The organism is Hymenobacter seoulensis (assembly GCF_054780535.1).
The window spans coordinates 259,655-278,431 of the sequence record NZ_BAAGWD010000003.1 but is presented as its reverse complement, the minus strand read 5'-3'; the positions used below and the strand labels follow the sequence as shown (position 1 = coordinate 278,431).

Sequence of the window (18,777 nt, the reverse complement as noted above, 5' to 3'; positions counted from 1 at the left end):
GAAACCCGACCTAGTGATTTTGTCTCGGCCCCGAGTGCCCCGGCGTGAAAACACTAGGTCGGGTTTCGGCTGAAACCCACCCGTTTTACTATGTATTGCTTCTTTCGTCTGACGCTGCCCGCATGACCATTCGTACCCGCCTGACGCTGCAGTTCGCCGTTATTCTGGCTGTCACGCTGATTTTGTTTTCGGTGGTGATTTACTTCTTCACCTACCACTCGCGCCGCGACTTCTTTACGGAAAGCCTGTTTGCGCGGGCCCGCATTGTTGCCCACGTGTATCTGGATGGTACCAACCGCGGCGATGAAGCTAGCCGCACCTCGTACCGCCAGTACCTGCGTCAGTTCTACCGGACGCTGCCCGAGGAGGAAGTGCGGGTGTTTAATAGCCAGGATGTGGTGGTGTTTGAAGAAGGGCGTGAAGGAAAGAAACAGGCGCCAACCGAGCTGCTGCAGGGCGTCCGGAAAAGTGGCCGCCAAGTGGTACTGGAAAACGATTACCGCCAAACGGTGGGCCTGCTGTACCGCGACATTCACCGCGGCGACTTTGTAGTAATTGCGTCGTCCGTTGATGCTGATTCGCGCCAGAAAATGAGCGACCTACTCACCATTCTGTCTTCCGGACTGCTGGCTTCCTTCGTTATCGTCGGGATTGGGGGCTTTTTCTTTGCCGGTCAGGCCCTGAAACCCATGCAGCGCATCATTCAGGAAGTAGACAGCATAACGGCTTCTGATTTGCACCGCCGCCTTTCCCAGGCCGATGGGCAGGACGAGGTTTCCTTGCTGGCCCAGCGCTTCAACAGCCTGCTCAACCGCCTGGAAACGGCCTTTGCGGGCCAGCGCACCTTCGTGCGCGATGCTTCTCACGAGCTGCGCACGCCACTGGCCGCCATTATTGGGCAGCTGGAGGTAGCCCTGCTGCAGCAGGAGCGAAGCACGCAGGAGTACCGGCGCATTCTGCAAAGCACCCTCGATGCGGCCCGGCTGCTGAAAGACCTCACCAACGGCCTGCTCCAGATTGCCCGCGCCTCCGACGACCCCTCGCAGGTGCCGCGCACCCTGGTTCGGGTAGATGAGCTGCTGCTGCAGGCCCACGAGGAAGTGCACCGCCGCCACCCAACCTGCCGCATTGATCTGGAGTTTAGCGAGCCCGCTGACAGTCGGCGGCGCGTGCCCTTTGGGGTGTTGGGCAATGAGGCGCTACTCCTGTCTGCGTTTCTCAATATTCTGGAAAATGCCTGTAAGTTTTCAGTGGGTAGCACGGAGCCCATTGTGGCCAGCCTCACGGCCACGCGCACCCGCGTACGGCTGGTAGTGCGCGACCAAGGCGTGGGCATGACGGAATCAGACCGGCAGCAGGTGTTTGTGCCATTTTTTCGGGCCGATACCGTGCGCAACGTGCCTGGCCATGGCATTGGGTTGCCACTTACTTCTAAGATTATGGAGCTGCATGAGGGCCAGATATGCGTGGAAAGCCAGCTAGGGGCCGGCACCGCCGTAACCCTCGATTTACCGGCTGCCATTGTGTAAACGAGCCAGGCTTATACGGTTCAGCTTAATTAATTTATAAATATCTGTAAATCAATAAGATAATATTTTTAATATCGTTTTAACTCGCTTTTAATTAGGTCTTAACAAGAGGGGTGTAGACTTGCACAAAGTCGATGAAGTGCGTGCGCTCCATCAGCTGAATCTGACCTGCCAACCTCCCCTCATTTATGTCAAAAACTGCTCTAGCTGCTGAAGCTACGCGCGTTCAGCGTCCCGTGGACGCGGCGCCCTCCCCTTGGAAAAACCTAGGGAAAGACCTGCCTGCTGGTCTGGTTGTATTTCTGGTGGCACTGCCACTGTGCCTGGGCATTTCCCTGGCCTCGGGTGCGCCGTTGCTGTCTGGAGTCATCAGCGGTATTGTGGGCGGAGTGCTCGTGTCGTGGCTTAGCGGCTCGCAGCTAAGCGTAAGCGGCCCGGCAGCTGGCCTCACGGCCATTATGGTAGGAGCCATCCAAACGCTGGGTTCTTTTGAAGCCGTGTTGGCCGCTACCGTAATTGCGGGGGCATTGCAGTTGGTGTTGGGCTTTGCAAAAGCCGGCATTATTGGGTTGTATTTTCCTACTTCCGTCATCCGGGGCATGCTCGCGGCCATTGGTCTGATTTTGATACTGAAGCAAATTCCGCACTTCCTGGGGGCTGATGCCGACTACTTTGAAGACCTGTCTTTTCTGCAGTTAGATGGTCAGAATACCTTTTCAGCCATTAAGTCGGCCATGAATGGAATTAGTCCCGGCTCGTTTCTGATTGGTGTTACCTCGCTGCTGGTGCTCCTGTTCTGGGACAACTACCTGAGCAAGCGCGCCGGGGTGCTGCGGTTGGTGCCAGGAGCCTTGCTAGTAGTGGTTCTTTCCATCGCCCTCAATAACATATTCGACGTGATAACGCCGGGCCTGCGTATTCGGCAGGAGCATTTGGTAAGCTTGCCCAACATCAACTCTTTCTCTGATTTCACCAATTTGTTTACGGCTCCTAGCTGGGCCGCCTTCTCACGCCCTGCTACCTATGTGGTAGGGGTTACCATTGCCCTTATTGCCTCGCTGGAAACCTTGCTGAGCGTGGAGGCAGTGGATAAGCTTGATCCGCATAAGCGCATTACGCCCACCAACCGCGAACTGCTGGCTCAAGGTGCAGGCAACATGATCAGCGGCTTGCTTGGGGGCCTGCCCATGACGGCCGTAATCGTGCGAAGCTCGGCCAACATCAACGCCGGTGGCCAAACGCACATGTCGGCCTTCTCGCACGGCCTGCTGCTGCTGGTAAGCCTGTTGTTTCTGGAGCCCGTGCTCAACCAGATTCCGCTTTCGGCCTTGGCGGCAGTGCTGCTGGTAGTAGGGTTTAAGCTCACCAAGCCGGCTCTCTACCGCACCCAATGGAAACTGGGCTGGCAGCAGTTCCTTCCTTTCATCGTCACGATTCTGGCCATTCTGTTCACGGATTTGCTGAAGGGCGTAACCATTGGGATGGCCATTGGCATCTTCTATATTCTGAAGGCCAATTACGAGTCGGCGTACTACGTGAGCCGCCCCGACAGCCAGGTTGGCGGGCCCATTCGGCTGCTGCTGGCCGAGCAGGTTTCGTTTCTGAACAAGGCTAGCATTGTTAAGATGCTGGACGAGCTACCTCCCAATTCCGAGGTGCTGATTGATGGCTCTGAGTCGTCGTTTATTGACTACGATGTGCTGGAAGCCATTGAAAACTTCCGGGTATCGGCCCCCGACCGGGGCATTCGGCTAGAGCTGCGGGATATTCCGCAGGTACAGGTCCTGGGGCACTAGGGCTGCCCGCCGGATGAAGTCTTGTTTTCTCACTCTTTTAAAATCCCCCTATGAAAGGTATAGAGTCCATTCTGGAAAATAACCGCAACTGGGTAAAAACCCAGCGCGACGCCGACCCGGACTTCTTTAATCGGTTGGCCGACGGACAAAAGCCCAAGTACCTTTTCATTGGCTGCTCCGACTCGCGCGTGCCCGCCTCGGCCATTACCGGCACCGGTCCCGGCGAGATGTTCGTGCATCGCAACATTGCCAACATGGTGGTGCACACCGATTTAAACCTGCTTTCCGTGCTCCAGTATGCCGTGGAGGTGCTGGGCGTTGAAGATATCATGGTGGTAGGCCATTACGGTTGCGGTGGCGTGGCCGCGGCGGCCAGCAACAAGCAATATGGCCTCATTGACAATTGGCTCACCAACATCCGCGACGTAATTCGGGTGCACGAAATGGAGTTCCTGCGCATCAAGGATGAGGAAACCCGCCTGCGCCGCCTGGTGGAGCTGAATGTAATTGAGCAGGTGCGTAACCTGGCCAAAACCAGCATTATCCAGAATGCCCGCAAAGGCAGCAAACCGCCGCGCCTGCACGGCCTAGTCTACGACATCAAGGAAGGCCTGCTCACTGACTTACAGGTTGATGACGATACCATTGCCGAGTTGGTACACATCTATGGTACGGAGGCCAAAGAGTATGCCGCCGAGGTTGTAGAAAAGCAAACCAAGGACGGCCTGACCGAAAACCTCCCCGACCTGACCGACGGCAAAGCCGCCGGTGAAAAACCTACAAGCAAAACTGAGAAAAAGTCGTTGGTGAATTCGAACTAACTCAGTGTTGATATCATCGGGCGTAGTCTGAGGGGAGTGCGCTTTCGATGTGTGGAACCGCCGCATCCTTTGGGTGCGGTGGTTTTTTTTTGCGGCTACCCCTTGTTTGGCCCGGAAGTAGGCCTAGTCGGTGCTGCGGGTAAAGGCAATCAGGACGGCGCCGCCTACCATCATGGTGGCTCCTAGCACAACCTGCCACGTGACCTTTTCTTTCAGAAAAAACGCGGCCAGTATGATAGAAAAAACCAGCGAAATTTTGTCGAACGACGAGGCCCGAGAAGCCAGGCCCAGCTTCAGCGCCTGAAACGAAAAGAGCGACGAAAGGCAGGTGATAATTCCGGCTGAAATCAGGAAAACCCAGGTGCGTCGGTCGATTTCCGCCACCTGGCCCAAATGCCCCTGGTAGGCTACCACGCCCCACGCCACGCCCACAATCAGCACCGACTGAATAGCAAACGCCACGCTCGACTCAATATTCTTGACACCCACCTTGGAGAGCGTAACTACCACAGCGGCCGAAAGCGCGGCCAGCAACGAAAACATCCACCACATAAGCTCCTGATAAATACGGTTATGCCAACAGGTACGTAGCTGGGCCGTGTTTAGCTGAAGGTACTAGGTCTGAAAAGCACGCAAACCGCCAAAGCCGCCCGGCCAGATGCCGTAGGTTATCTTACGCCGGAAATCACGTTGCTTCTCGCTTAAAAAGGCCACCGCTGCTTATGTATACCTTGTCTCTTCCACGCTTTGTCCTGCTTGCGGGGCTAGTACTGGCGCTGCTGCCGGCTACCCTTGTGGCGCAGCGTAACCAAAAAACGAGCACTGCTGCACCTGGCTTGCCCGAGCCGCCCGGCACCGTTCGGGTAGCGGAAAACCTGTTCATGGATGAGGTGGAGGTGGCCAACCTGCACTGGCTGGAGTACCTGTACTTTGTGCGCCGCGACTCCACACTTCGCGTTTACCGCAGCCAACTCCCGGACTCTAACGGCTGGAAACCCGTGGTACTGCCCGAGGCTACCGAGGCGCCGCAGTCGTACTTCCGGGCGCCGGGCTATCGGTATTTTCCTGCTACGGGCATCACCTACGAGCAAGCCCAAGCCTATTGCCGCTGGCGCAGCGCGGCCGTAAACCGCAGCTATTTCCAGGGGGCCACGTTCCGAAAGCAGCATCCGGAGCTCCGCGATTTTGACGTAACGGTAGAATATCGGTTACCTACCGAAACGGAGTGGCAGCAAGCCGCGGCCGGCAACATGCCGCCCGGCCCGCGTGCTTTCGACATCATCCAGACCAAGCCGGAGCGCAAGCCTAAGTTACAGAAACTGGCCGATGCCCCCGACCTTATTGCCTGTCTCGATGCGCTGCAGCTGCCGCATCCGGCCACGGAGGTAGCCGTGGAGCTGCCCTTTAACCTGCGCGAAAACTACTACCTAGCCGGAAGCGGCCAAGTGTTTACCTGCGCACCAGCAAAAGAGAAATTTCCGCTTCAACCCACCACGGCAGGCCCTCCAAACGGCTTCGGTATTCATAATATGATCGGTAATGTGGCCGAAATGACAGCTACCAAAGGAATAGCGAAAGGCGGCTCATTTAAAACATCAGCAAAGGACATTCAGCTTGACGCTCGGCAACCCTACCAGGGGCCCCAGAACTGGCTAGGCTTCCGGTGCGTGGCAACCGTGCGGGTGCAGAAGAAGCCTGCTGCTGGCAGCGAGTAATAGCCTGCTCAACAGCTAAACGCCGCGCAGAATAGGAAAGCGGGCCTGCACAAACATATAAAGGCCATACACCACTAAGCCAACTGCTACCGCGCCCAACACTGCAGGGCCCATGGTTTGCAGCACCGTAAAACAGCCCTCTGTGTCTCTGATTTCGTTGATGTTGGCGTGGCGGGCCGCCAGAAAGCAGAAGTACCCCATAAGCAACAGCACCACGCCTCGGGCACTATATCCTACTTGGCCCATGTGGTACACCAGCCGGCGTTGGCCCGCCGTGAAGGGGTAGTGTTTAACGTCGGTATCAAACTTCCCCGACCAGGCACGGTATATCTGGATCAAGCCAGCCGCCAGAATAACCAACCCAATCAGCCCAAACACTGCCTGCCCATACGGCTGATGAATTAGCTGCTGCAGCCACGATTTGCTGGTGGTGTCGGCTGGTAATCGGCGGCCGTGCCAGGCTAATTGTGCAGCGTAGTAGGCCAGGGCCGCGTGCAGAAGTCCGCTGAATACATAAAATCCGCGGATGGCCAGCCCGGTAGCGGTATTGCCTTTTCTTTCCGTATCGAGGACGGCCTGGGCCAGCCGCCACACTACATACCCGAGCAAGCCCGCCGCTACCAGCCATAGCAGCAACTGACCCAGCGGCATGTGCTGGATGGCCTGAAACGCTTCTTGTTGGTTGGGTGTGTTGCTGCCGCGCACCCCAAGGGCGGCCATGGTGGCCAAGCCGCCTAACGTAAGGTACACAAACCCGAGAGAGGCAAAACCCAATCGTGCCCACGCCTTCAGACTGGCCGCCGGCGAAGGCAAAGCATCAGCAAGAGTAGTAGAAACGGTTTCCATGGACTTGAGAAATGAGCCTATTTACGAAAGCTTGGCTCCAGCAGATATGCCGGTTAGGCTCTCTATGCAACCTAGTAATGTAACCTGGGGCCACTGCTTTCTTTGAGGTACTAGGGCAAGTGCCAGGCAAAACCGCGCCTTGCCCCCTGATTTTAAGTCGATACGGAGCGCGGAAAATCTAACTAGTCTTAACGAGGTAAAATCGACTTTTTATCCGGTTATCTTTGTTGATTCCTCGCTGCCGTTACGCAGCGAAATACGTGTACTCAGCGAGAATCTGCGATTTTGAAGGTTTGTATTGCCGAAAAGCCCAGCGTGGCCCGCGAAATTGCCCAGGTATTGGGCGCTACCCGCAAAATGGATGGCTACTTCGAGGGCAACGGCTATCAGGTGACTTGGACGTTTGGCCACTTCTGCCAGCTCCGGGAGCCCGAAGACTACCGCCCCGAGTGGAAGCGCTGGAGCATCCACGACCTGCCCATGCTGCCCGAGAACTTCGGCATAAAGCTCATGCGCCGCGATGATGGGGTAGTGCGCCAATTCAACGTTATCAAAAACCTGCTGGCCTCGGCAGAGGAGGTTATTAACTGCGGCGACGCCGGCCAGGAAGGGGAGGTGATTCAGCGCTGGGTGCTGCTAGAAGCCAAGTACCGTAAGCCCATTAAGCGCCTCTGGATTTCCTCTCTCACCGAAGAAGCCATCCGCCAGGGCTTTGCCAACCTGCGCGATGGCGCTGAGTTTGAGAAGCTCTACCAAGCGGGCAAAAGCCGCGCCGTGGGCGATTGGCTGCTGGGCCTGAACGCTACCCGCTTGTTTACCCTGAAGTATGCGCCTGGCCAGCGCCAAGTGCTCAGCATCGGAAGGGTACAAACGCCTACGTTGGCCTTGCTCGTTGACCGCTACCACGAAATCCAGAATTTTAAGCCCGAGCCGTATTGGGTGTTGCGTACCGAGTACCGCGGCACTATGTTCAGCCACGTGGCTCCGCCCAAAAAAGGCAAAGCCGAAGACGACGAGCCCGATGAGAAAGCCCGCCTGAAAGCCCGTGGTTATTTCGTGACCCAGGAGGAAGCCGATGCGGCCATGGCGGCCGTAAAAGACGTGCCCCTGACCGTAACCAATGTCGAAATTAAGAAGGCCCTGGAGACGCCGCCTTCGCTCTTCGACCTCACCTCGTTGCAGGTGCAGTGCAACAACCAACTAGGTCTCTCGGCCGAGGATACCCTCAAAACGGTGCAGGCGCTCTACGAAAAGAAAGTGGTGAGCTATCCGCGCGTAGACACCACCTTTTTGCCCGACGACCAGTATCCGAAAATAGCCGGCATCCTGCGCGGACTAGGTGCCTACGCGGGTCTAACCGCCCCACTGCTGGCCGGCAAAATCAAGAAATCGGGTAAAGTCTTCAACAACAACAAAGTAACCGACCACCACGCCATTATCCCGACGGGGGCAAGTGCAAATGGGTTGGGCGGCACCGAGCAGAGCGTGTATGATATTATCGTGCGTCGTTTCCTGGCTGCGTTTTACCCCGACTGCGAAGTATCGAACACCACGGTAACGGCGGAAGCCGCTGAGCGCACGTTCCGGGTAAGGGGCCGGCAGATTCTGAACCCCGGCTGGCGCGTAGTGTACGGCGACCCGGAAAAGCAGCAGGCGCCCTCGGCCCCCAAAGCGGCCGGCGAAGGCGATGATGACGTGGTAAATACGGTGCTGCCTAGCTTCGAGAAAGGCGAAAGCGGCCCGCATAAGCCGCGCCTCGACTCGAAAATGACCCAACCACCGCGCGAGTACACCGAGGCCATGCTGCTGCGCGGTATGGAAACGGCGGGCCGCAACGTAGATGACGACGAGCTGCGCCAGGCCATGAAGGAAAACGGCATCGGCCGGCCTTCTACCCGCGCCGCCATCATCGAAACATTGTTCAAGCGCGGCTACATCCGCCGCGACAAAAAGAAGATTGTGCCCACGCCCACTGGCGTTGAGCTGATTGGTCTCATCCGCAACCCCACGTTGAAATCAGCGGAGCTGACGGGCCAATGGGAAAAGAAGCTGCGCCAGATTGAAAGCGGCCAGCTAGATCAAGAGCAGTTTTTGGGTGAGCTCAAGCAACTAGTGCGCGAAATGGTGCACGAGGTAAAGCAAGATGGCTCGGGCCGCGCCGTGACGGTAGCCTCTGCTGAAACCAATGCGCCTGGTAAACCTGCGGCGCCGCGCCCAGTTACGAAGGCCGCCGCTACCCCCGCCGTGCCTGGTGCCCTTGGTCCGTGCCCAGCCTGCGGCAGCGGCCACGTGTTGCGGGGCAAAGCGGCCCTAGGCTGCTCGCGCTGGCGCGAGGGCTGCCAGTTACGCCTGCCTACTGAGTTCGAGGGCAAAAAGCTCACTGATAAACAGGTCGGCGACTTGCTCAAAAAAGGCCGCACGCAGGTAATGCAGGGCTTTCTGGATGATGCGGGCAATAAGTTCGGGGCGGCTATCCGGCTCACGCCCAAGCACACCCTGGAACTGGTACGCGCCGCCGAAAGCAAACCCACCACGGCCCTCGACCCCGGCCAGATTCCGTGCCCGGTGTGCCGCCTGGGCCAGATGCTGAAAGGCAAAAGCGCCTGGGGTTGCTCCCGGTTCCGCGAAGATTGTCAGTTTCGGGTGCCCTTTGAGTGGGGCGGCAAAACCCTGACCGATGCGCAAATGAACCAGCTCCTGCGCAAAGGCAAGACCGGCGTCATCCGGGGCTTCATCTCCTCTAAAACCGGTAACCGCTACGAAGCCGTGTTGCAAATAGGAGCCGAAGGCCGCATCGAGCCGGTATTCGGACAGGGGTAGTACGCATGAACTGCTTCTCTCACAGCAGCAATTCGGGCCGGACATACCTGACTAGAATTGCTGCTGTGAGCGAAGGGGCCTTAGTTGCGCACTGCCGGTGAGGACCTAGTTGGCAATCGAAAGCTGACCCGGAGCCGTACTGCCTGGGTATTACGAAAATTGGATGCGGCAAATGGCTCCAAAGTCCATTCTTCCCCCAACGGAATTTGGGCTTGCAGAAAGGGAAAGGGCTGGGCTTCGCTGTCGTCCACTTGGGATATATTAAACTTACTGTTGGCTAGCACCACACCACCTATCAAGCGAAGCCGCTCCCCTCCGAACCCGGTACCCAGCCCTACCGTGTTATACCCATTGCCCAGGCCCAGGAGGCCGTGGTTCATGCTAGCATGATAGTACAGCACCCGTAGTATTCCTGCTTCAATTAGCAGCTGAGGCCGTAATCGGCCTAATTGGCCCGGACGATGAGCAAAGTCGTACGCAACATCGCCTAGGTGAGCTCCCAGGCCAAACCGGAAGTATTTTGGGTTGCTAAGCTCAACATATGGATTGACGCTGTACAGTTGGGCATGGCCTTGCTCGAAAGGCTTCGGGTTGATGGAGCCGGAGATATTTCCGTAGTAAATGGTGTCTTGTGGTAACCGAAAGTTGCTGCGACCCAGACCCACATTTATTCCTAGCGTAACGGTGCCGGAGCGCCTAAAAGGCAGCGTGTGGGCAACTCCAAGAGAGCCAGCTGCATACCGTTGCTGGTAAGCAGAAACCGGGTATCGGGAGCCGGAGCAGCCATACGGGTAATCAAAGTACTGTTCCGAAGCTCCCACCAGGCCGCCGGCGCTTACAGTGGTGTAGCGTCTGTCATCAGTAGGGGTGGGCGCCTGGCTGGTGAGCAGCATGATGAGGCTGCCGAGCAAGACGGGCCCACCTGCTAGGTGCCGGGGGCGCTCAAACTGCCCGCGTACCCACAACACCGCTTCCAGGCCCAGGCTGGCAAGTAATATTGCTTTGATGATAAATTGCTCCGGTAACGTTAGCCAATTCGGGCTCAGCACCGCCGTAGTAGCTAGCAGCGCCCCGAGCAATAGCCGTGCCCGCCAGTGGCTGAAGGCGGCAAGGCGGGTTTGGCTTAGTGCACGGCCTAGGCGCGCCCGGTAGTACATTAAGCCAAGTACGCCTGCTACAGCCAGCAGCAACATCCACTGCACCTGTTTCAGCCCGTGCCAGTAGGAGCTGCCCAGCCCGTCGCCGGCAGTATCGCGCAGAAACTCCAGGCCCAACCGGCCCGCCGCATACAACAGAATAGCCTGCAGAAACTGTTGACCTGGCGCTTGTCGGCGGCAGGCTGGTAGGCACAGAAACGCGCTAATCAGCAGGCAGAGGCCAATCTGGTACAGCTGCGCCGGGTGCACCGGGGCGGAGTGGGCGGCCGTAGCCGGCACCAGGCCCTGAGCCGCGTGGGCTAGAAACGGGAGCGTGCCCGGAGCGTAGCAGATGCCAAGCGGCCCGGAAGTAGGAGTCCCGAAGCAGCAGCCAGTCAGCAGGCACCCTACTCCCTGCACCGCTAGCCCCACCAGCAAGGGCAGCGCAAAGGCATCGTACACCTCGCGGCCAAAGCCCAGAAACCGCCGCAGAACGGTTAAGGCCAGACTAGCACCTAGTATACCGCCTAAAATAGAGCGCGTGTCGGGGCCGCTCCAGGCCGCGTGGGTCAGCAGGTGGTACCAATCAGAGGCAGTGCCGGCAACCAGGCGCGTGCCCAGAATCAGGCTGAGCAAGGTGGCCGCCAGCAACGGCAGCCATTGCCGCCACGGATAGCGGCGCATATGGCCCGCACGCAATAGCAAGGCCCCCGCAACCCCGAAGCCCACCACATAAAAGAATAGATAGTAATCGGTTTGGGAGGAAGAAGGGGGGAGTACTACAGGCATAGAAGTCAAAAGGACATGAGCACGAGTAAGGAATCGGCTACTAGGTCGGAATCCGACTGCAAACCACCAAGCCACTATACCTCTCGCATCAGACTTCTTGCTCCCTGATGCGAGAGGTATAGTGGCTTGGTAATAAGAGGCTTACTATATATATAAACTGATTTTAGAGGAGTCGGCTTCGTATTCAGGCCCCGCATGTGCTGCTGCGCCTGCATCATAGCCAGCCAGCATGCGTAAACAATACTGCAACTTACTAGCCTGTCATGACTCCTCAACTCGGTAAAACCATCGTAGTACTTGGCTTCGTTATCGTGGCGTTGGGGGCTTTTTTGTGGCTCGGGGGCGGCAGTTTGCTCAGCTGGTTTGGCCGCCTGCCCGGCGACATCCGGATTGAGCGGCCTGGCTTTCGTTTCTATGCGCCCCTCGTCTCAATGCTGTTGGTAAGTCTGCTTATCAGCGCCATCCTGTGGCTGGTGCGGCGCCTCGGCTAGCTGCCACTACGAGCAGGTTGTGCACCACCTTAGCTTGTTGGCTCCGGATTTCAGTTGCAAAACGAAGCTTAAACAGCTTAGTAAGATAGAGGTTGGCTAGCTCCTGAATAGTATTGCAAAAGGAAAGCGTTGAACAAAACAATGCCTTGCCTTCTTATATAGCGCGGCTGCCCAGATGCAGCCGGAACCGTGTACCTTGCCGGCCTTGGGCTGGCGTATCCTTTGCGCGACGCCAGCCTTGCTGCATGTCGCAACCCTACACTTTCTCCCTCATGGCAAAACTGATTTCTCCGCAGGTTGAGTTTGGATACCTGCTGCAACAAACCAAAACCGTAACTCCCGAAATCTTCACCCCCGATGGCAACGGCTACCTAAACCTGCTGGAAGGCCGGTGGCAGGAACCTGGCAAGCCCCGTCCGTTTGTTTCGCCCGTTGATGGCTTCGAAATCGGCTCATTGCCCATGCTGGATCATGCTACTGCGCTGCGGGCCGTGGCCGCCGCCAAGCAGGAGGCCGCTGCTTGGGCCGCTGTTGACCTCGATGAGCGCAAGCGCCGCGTGCAAGACTGCCTAGACCAACTGCGCCCCCAGGTCGACCTCATTGGCAAGCTCCTGATCTGGGAGATTGGCAAAACTTACAAGCTCGGCTTCACCGACATTGACCGTGCCATTGAGGGCGTGCAGTGGTACATAGACAACATTGAAGGGATGCTGGGCCAGCGCAAACCCCTGGGCCTGGTGAGTAACATTGCCTCCTGGAACTATCCCATGTCGGTGCTGCTGCACGCCGTGTTGGTGCAGGTACTGTGCGGCAACTCGGTTATCGCCAAAACCCCTACCGATGGCGGCTTTATTTCCCTTAGCCTGACCTTCGCTATTGCCCGCCGCTGCGGCCTGCCGGTTACATTGGTGAGCGGTTCGGGTGGTGAGCTCAGCGACGTGCTGGTGAAAAACGAGGCCGTAGATTGCCTCAGCTTTGTGGGCGGGCGCTACAACGGCCGCAACATCGCCGATGCCCTGAGCTCCGTGCATAAACGCTATATGCTGGAAATGGAAGGCGTGAACACCTACGGCATCTGGAACTTCTCCGACTGGGCCGGGCTTTCCGACCAACTCAAGAAAGGCTATGACTATGGCAAGCAGCGCTGTACCGCCTATGTGCGCTTTGTGGTGGAGCGCCGCTTGTTTCCGCAGTTTGTGGAAACCTACTGGAACACCATCAAGGACCTAAAAGTAGGCAACCCCACGCTGGTAGATAACGCCGACGACAAGCTGCCAGACCTGGCTTTCGGCCCGGTAATTAACGCACGCCAGGCCGAAGACCTCGACCGACTATACGCGGATGCGCTAAAAACCGGTGCTACCCCCATCTACGAGGGCAAACTTGACGAGAGCTTGTTCCTGCCCGGCCAGGATATGAGTGCCTACCGTGCCCCACGGGCCCTCGTGAATCTGCCGCGCCAAAGTGAGCTGTACTTCAAAGAGCCCTTCGGCCCGATTGACTCCATTGTGCTGGTTGACCGCGTAGAGGAACTGGTAGGCGAGATGAATATCTCGAACGGCGCCCTGGTAGGCGCCCTGGCGTCCGACGACGAAAAGTGGGCCCAACGCACGGCTAAGGAAGTACGAGCCTTCAAAATGGGCATCAACAAGCTTCGCTCGCGCGGCGACCGGGAAGAAGTGTTCGGTGGCCTAGGCGAATCTTGGAAGGGTGCCTTTGTAGGTGGCGCGCTGCTGGTGGAAGCTGTAACGGAAGGCGAAAAAGCCATTCTGGGCAACTTCGAGGATGCCACCTTACTACCTGAAAAAATCTAGGCAAAACGTAGGCGCCTGATGCGTCCAGCAAGGTAACCTTAAATCAGCCCTGCCGACCGGTTGCTCGCTTCACGGAGCCTAGTGGTTTTTACGAGAAAGCCCCATTCCTGCGTACGGGAATGGGGCTTTTGTCTTCTGGGGCTGAGCGCCCTAGGAGCTGGTTGCTACTGAAGTGGCTGCAGGAAGCGGCACGGGTACAGATGCACCGTAGTTCACAATATTTTCAATCATGCCCTTGAAGATGATGAAGTGAAACGGTACCAAGGAATACCAGTATAAGCGCCCGGCTAGGCCGTGTGGCCGAAATGCGGCTAGCTGCTCCAAGGTATGAGAGCCATCATCATTATCCAGAATGCGAAACTGCAGCCAGGCCTCCCCGGGGAGCTTCATTTCGGCGTAGAGCAGCAGCCGGCGGTTGGTGCGGTCGGCTACCAGCACCCGCCAAAAGTCGAGCGGGTCGCCGGCGCGCAAGCGGGTAGGAGAGCGGCGGCCGCGGCGCAGGCCTACGCCGCCCACCAGCTTGTCCATCAGCCCCCGAATGCGCCACAGCCAATCTACTTTGTACCAGCCCCGCTGCCCGCCTATGCTCCACACATTGCGCAGCACTTCCTGCGCCGGGCGGGTGAAGCGCAGCGTTTGGCGGTCCTGCAGCAGGCCGTGCTGCGGAATCTGGATGTGGTCCATGTAGTTGCGCGGCATCACGCCGCTGCTCAGCGCATCGCTCCAGCTGCTGACCACTTCATTCTGCTCAATGCGCTGGAAGGCCAGCTCTACGGCGGCCCGGTAGTTCATGCATTCATGCGGCACAACTTCTCGGATGCTGCGTTTGGGGTCGGCTACGGTGTCGTTGCGCAGGCTTTCGACTAGGCTTTGGGCTAGGGAGAAAGTAGTGCTGGTTACCAGATACAGCCACCACGAGGAGAGCCGCGGCGTGAGCACAGGCACCGTAATAATGTAACGCTTCAGCCCGCGCGCTTCGGCCAGGCCCAGCAGCATTTGGCGATACGTGAGCACATCGGGCCCGCCAATATCAAACGACTGGCCCAGGCACTTGGGGTTTTCGAGCACGGCCAGCAGGTAGTGCATCACGTCGCGGATACCAATGGGCTGGCAGCGGGAGTTTAGCCAGCGCGGCGTAACCATCACGGGTAGCTTATCTACTAGGTCCCGAATTATCTCAAACGATGCCGAACCCGAGCCGATGATAATGCTGGCCCGCAACACCGTAAGCGCCGCTTTGTGGGCCTTCTTTAACACTTTCTCCACGGCCTTGCGGGAGCGAAGGTGCACACTTAGGGCCCGGTCGTTGGCGATGCCTGATAAGTAGATGACCTGCTGGCAGTTGGTGCTATTGAGGTAGCTAGTAAAGTTCTGAGCCGACTCTTGCTCCAGCCGGAAAAAATCTTTGTCGTGCCCGCTCATGGAGTGCACCAGGTAGTAGGCCGCGTCAATATCAGTGGGCAGAGAGGCCAGCGTATCGGGCTTAAGCAAATCGGCTTGCGCTACGGTCACGTTGGCGCGCAACCGCTCTGGCAGTTCAAAGCGGCGGGCGTCGCGCACGAGGCAGATGATGTGGTGGCCGGCATCCACGAGAAGCGGGAGCAGCCGCTGACCAATGTAGCCATTGGCGCCGGTAAGCAGAATGTTCATGGCAGCAGCAGACGTTTACTTGTCTAACCACTTAGCAGCTCAACAGGTTGTGATTCTAGGCAATGTGTTGTTGCCAGAGCCCCGTCGAACTCCTCTTACTTGCGCTTTGGGCGCTTGCGCCGGCGGGCGGCTACTCGTTCCCGCTCAGCCTTCCGCTCGGCCCGAAACGCCAGGCGCTCTTCCATACGGCCCATCAGCTGGCGCCGTACGTGGTGGGCCAGCGCCGAGAGCGTGACGAGTTGGGTGGTGCGCAGGAAGTTTAGCACGTCGCGGCGGCGTAGCGTACTCACACCCACTAGGCCCTGAGCCAGCAGAAACTGTTTGATTTCCTCTAGCCGCAATAGCGCGGCTACGGCAGGCCGCTCCACAGTGGCGTTATACAAAGCCGGCCGATGCGTTTGTAAGCCCTCAGCTGAAGCTACCAGCACGCCCACCCACTCGGGTAGCTGGGGCAGGAGCTTGGGCAGATGCTTTTCCGTGACGACAAACGTGACGAAATCGTAGGCTTTGCTGTAGCAGGGCAGCTGCTTAGCCACGCGCTGCAACGTGTCGCCGTCGCCTTTCAGCTCGTAGCCGTGCATAAACTGCTCCGTGATGTGCACGACATCGGCGCGCGTGGTGCCGGTAGGCAGCTCATCTACGTACACGCCGCCCTCCAGGAGCGGGTATAGCAGCACACGGATGTCGGGGTCGTTCATGGGTAGCAGGATATATCGTTCACAAAAATGCTGTAGTGAGATTTTTGAAATTTTAGTAACATATATGTTATTCAAATTTAGATATAAGTTTTATGTTTTGTTATTTTACAACTTGATAATTAATATGATAATAATGATTGGGATGATGTTGATATAAATAAATGAATTTTCAATATTTTTGCCAACTGTAAATTCTATGCCTATTGGTTTAATTGCGCTATATATATTGTTAAAAGGAAAATTGTATCCTATTACAAATAATGAGCCAGCACAAAATATATATTTAATTCCTAATATACAGAAACCTATAACCTGAATTGATTGGAATAAAACAGTGTGCCATAAATATTTATTTAGCTTGAAAAGCATGTATCCTGATAATCCGATAAGTATATAAACTATTCCAAAAAATAACCTGCCCAGATGAGGTTAGGATAATCATTAGCAGATAGTATAAAATTTACACTTGTATATATGCCTAGTATTGCCCCTGTAATTATGCATATGGCTAGGGATTTTTTTATTAATGAAGAATTCATGTAATTATTATTGAATGCTATGATTTATTTGTAAAACAAACGAATAATTTATTTAAGCAAAGGAACATGCTTGTTGCTTCCAATCGAGTATTGCAGCATTATATCAAACAGTTTTGCTGGAGTTGCACTCACTTGATCAAAGTATTCGCTTAGTTCGAATGAACTATGTGGATTTACTGCCTTATCATGGTCACCTCCCAGGTGGTTACCGGTTGCAGGCAAATAATAGCTAACCGTTCGCAAAGTACCAACGAGAATGTGTAGGATGAAAGCGCTTCTGATTTAGCTTCTAGGCAGAACAGCTAGCAGAAGGTTACTAGGGTAGGTGAAAGTCAAAACCGCCCACGCAAATCTGCACGGGTACTGCGGGTCGGCTGCTGGTTCGTTCTACCTTTGCAGCCTCATTCAACCCTGCGAATTTAGCTATGCCCTTCCCCATGACGTCTCGCCGCTGGCTCTGGCTTTTTCTTCTGGTGCTTGGTGCAGCGTTTTTGTGGCAGCTCGGTAGCTGGGGGCCTCTGGAAAGCAGCGAGGCCCGGTACTCCGAAATAGGCCGGGAGATGCTGGCTAACCAAGATTGGCTACACCCACGGTTGCTAGGTATTCAGCACTTTCATAAGCCGCCGCTTACCTACTGGCTCACGGCGGCCGGGCTAGGGCTATTCGGCGCAAATACCGTTGGGGTGCGCATACTGCCGGTGCTGGCGCTGCTGCTACAAGCCGGGCTGATGTATGGGCTGGGGTTGTTGCTGTTCAAGCAAGACCGTGCCCGCGCCCTGGCCGCCGCTGTCATCTACGGCACTTTGCCCGTCGTCCTGATTTCGGCCCTCAACGTGACTACTGATGTGTACCTGGCCACGCTGGAACTGGCGGCGGCCTACGGCATTTTGCGCTACTACCACGGCGGTGGGGCCCGCTGGCTGTATTTGTTTTGGGTAGGGCTGGGGCTGGCTTTCCTGACCAAAGGTCCGGTGGGGTTTGTGCTGCCTTTGATGGTAGTAATCAGTCATTACTTTAAGCAGGGCCAGCCCAAGCGGCCGTTTACAGTGCATCATGGCCTAGGGTTTGGGCTGTTTCTGCTGGTAGGGCTGAGCTGGTATCTGTACCTGATTGCCGAGAATCCGGCCTTTGTGCGCTACTTTCTGTATGAGCATACCGTGGAGCGCTTTGCCAATGCGGCTACGTTCAACCGCGCCAAGCCGTGGTGGTTTTATATCGTGCTGGCGCCGGCAACTAGCCTGCAGTGGGCCGTAGCCTTAGTAATGCGGGCCGTGCGTACGCCCTGGAACTCGGTGTCGCGGGAGTGGCGCAACGTGCTGATCTTTTGGGTACTGGTGCCGCTGCTGTTCTTCTCACTTTCGAAGTCAAAGCTACTGCTGTATGTGTTGCCCATTTTTCCGGGGGTAGTGCTGCTCACGGTGTATTACCTGGGCCGCTGCACCGAGGCCGCCCTGCACCGCTGGTACGTGGGCATTGTGGCCTTTTATGGATTTCTGCTAGGTGCCCTGTGCCTGTTGCCCATCCTGACCACAGTCGTAGACCTAGGGTTTGAGGTGAAACCATTCACAGCTATCTGGCCGGCGGCGGGTGTTATTACGCTGGTATTGGTGCTCACGCTCTGGAACCAAGTCCGGATTGCCCCGCGGTTGTTGGTGGCTACCACGCTGTTCACGGTGTTTCTGTTGCTTTCGGCCAAGCCTATTATGCAGCAGAACGAGCTGGCCTTTAATGGCAGCCGGCCCCTAGCCGAGTTCATCCGCGAGAAAAAACTTGCCACTCGTCAGGTAGTCGTCTATGACCAGTTGCTGCCGTCCTTGGCTTTCGAATTAGGGCAGCTACCAATCTTTCTGAACGATGGCAACCACAACCTCAACCGCGAAACCCAGTTTGAGCCCGGCACCAGCTGGCACCGCTACCTACTGTATCTGCAGCAACCCGAGCAGGAGCCGGCGCTCAATGCCTTGCTAAATCAGCGCCCCGTGCTGCTGGTGAAAGGCGAGCTGAAACCCGAGCGCCTCTGGATGCTGCGCCACTTTAGCCAGCACCAGACCCTAGGAAAGTGGACGGTGTGGTGGTAACATCCTAGCCCAGGTAAGTAGATGGGTAGTGTGCTACCAATGTGTAGCAGATAAC

The 18,777-nt window shown here is 56.6% G+C and carries 13 protein-coding genes; 8 read left to right on the top strand and 5 right to left on the bottom strand.

The annotated features are described in order from the left end of the window. Positions 1 to 122: 122 nt before the first annotated feature. The 3 genes from ACYVHC_RS14795 (at position 123) to can (ending at position 4,146) form a co-directional block, all read left to right on the top strand. Positions 123 to 1,529 (top strand): sensor histidine kinase, encoded by a 1,407-nt coding sequence (locus tag ACYVHC_RS14795; RefSeq protein WP_460614540.1) that lies wholly within the window; start codon positions 123 to 125, stop codon positions 1,527 to 1,529. A gap of 188 nt (positions 1,530 to 1,717) precedes the next feature. After that, entirely contained in the window at positions 1,718 to 3,325 is a 1,608-nt protein-coding gene (locus ACYVHC_RS14790) for a SulP family inorganic anion transporter (RefSeq protein WP_460614539.1), read from the top strand. Positions 3,326 to 3,375: 50 nt separating this feature from the next. Further along, entirely contained in the window at positions 3,376 to 4,146 is a 771-nt protein-coding gene (gene can, locus ACYVHC_RS14785; RefSeq protein WP_460614538.1) for a carbonic anhydrase, read from the top strand. Positions 4,147 to 4,269: 123 nt separating this feature from the next. Here the strand turns inward: can and ACYVHC_RS14780 are convergent, their stop codons facing one another. Continuing rightward, positions 4,270 to 4,698, bottom strand: coding sequence for an EamA family transporter (locus tag ACYVHC_RS14780; protein ID WP_460614537.1), 429 nt, complete (start codon positions 4,696 to 4,698; stop codon positions 4,270 to 4,272). Between the two features lie 179 nt (positions 4,699 to 4,877). Here ACYVHC_RS14780 and ACYVHC_RS14775 point away from each other — a divergent pair, with 179 nt between their 5' ends. Beyond that, a complete protein-coding gene (locus ACYVHC_RS14775) occupies positions 4,878 to 5,861 on the top strand; it encodes a formylglycine-generating enzyme family protein (RefSeq protein ID WP_460614536.1) in 984 nt (327 codons plus the stop codon). A 15-nt stretch (positions 5,862 to 5,876) separates the two neighbouring features. On the opposite strand, the gene ACYVHC_RS14770 is transcribed toward ACYVHC_RS14775, so the two are convergent. Beyond that, entirely contained in the window at positions 5,877 to 6,707 is an 831-nt protein-coding gene (locus ACYVHC_RS14770) for a DUF1206 domain-containing protein (RefSeq protein ID WP_460614535.1), read from the bottom strand. Positions 6,708 to 6,992: 285 nt separating this feature from the next. Between ACYVHC_RS14770 and ACYVHC_RS14765 the strand changes: the two genes are divergently transcribed. Continuing rightward, on the top strand, positions 6,993 to 9,527 hold the full coding sequence (locus tag ACYVHC_RS14765) for a type IA DNA topoisomerase (protein ID WP_460614534.1): 2,535 nt from the start codon (positions 6,993 to 6,995) through the stop codon (positions 9,525 to 9,527). Between the two features lie 80 nt (positions 9,528 to 9,607). Here the strand turns inward: ACYVHC_RS14765 and ACYVHC_RS14760 are convergent, their stop codons facing one another. Next, on the bottom strand, positions 9,608 to 11,452 hold the full coding sequence (locus ACYVHC_RS14760) for a prolipoprotein diacylglyceryl transferase (RefSeq protein WP_460614532.1): 1,845 nt from the start codon (positions 11,450 to 11,452) through the stop codon (positions 9,608 to 9,610). A gap of 263 nt (positions 11,453 to 11,715) precedes the next feature. On the opposite strand from ACYVHC_RS14760, the gene ACYVHC_RS14755 reads away from it, so the two are divergent. Further along, positions 11,716 to 11,943, top strand: a complete 228-nt coding sequence (locus ACYVHC_RS14755; protein ID WP_460614531.1) for a DUF2905 domain-containing protein — start codon at positions 11,716 to 11,718, stop codon at positions 11,941 to 11,943. Positions 11,944 to 12,215: 272 nt separating this feature from the next. Beyond that, the gene (locus ACYVHC_RS14750; RefSeq protein WP_460614530.1) at positions 12,216 to 13,757 is read left to right on the top strand and encodes an aldehyde dehydrogenase family protein; all 1,542 of its coding nucleotides are present in this window, start codon (positions 12,216 to 12,218) and stop codon (positions 13,755 to 13,757) included. 150 nt (positions 13,758 to 13,907) lie between these two features. Here the strand turns inward: ACYVHC_RS14750 and ACYVHC_RS14745 are convergent, their stop codons facing one another. Both ACYVHC_RS14745 and ACYVHC_RS14740 read right to left on the bottom strand, forming a co-directional pair. Beyond that, positions 13,908 to 15,407 carry an SDR family oxidoreductase gene (locus tag ACYVHC_RS14745; RefSeq protein WP_460614529.1) on the bottom strand — a complete coding sequence of 500 codons (1,500 nt, stop codon included), beginning with the start codon at positions 15,405 to 15,407 and terminating at the stop codon, positions 13,908 to 13,910. Positions 15,408 to 15,502: 95 nt separating this feature from the next. After that, the gene (locus ACYVHC_RS14740) at positions 15,503 to 16,105 is read right to left on the bottom strand and encodes a sce7726 family protein (protein WP_460614528.1); all 603 of its coding nucleotides are present in this window, start codon (positions 16,103 to 16,105) and stop codon (positions 15,503 to 15,505) included. 976 nt (positions 16,106 to 17,081) lie between these two features. Here ACYVHC_RS14740 and ACYVHC_RS14735 point away from each other — a divergent pair. Next, a complete protein-coding gene (locus tag ACYVHC_RS14735) occupies positions 17,082 to 18,722 on the top strand; it encodes an ArnT family glycosyltransferase (RefSeq protein WP_460614527.1) in 1,641 nt (546 codons plus the stop codon). Positions 18,723 to 18,777: the final 55 nt, after the last annotated feature.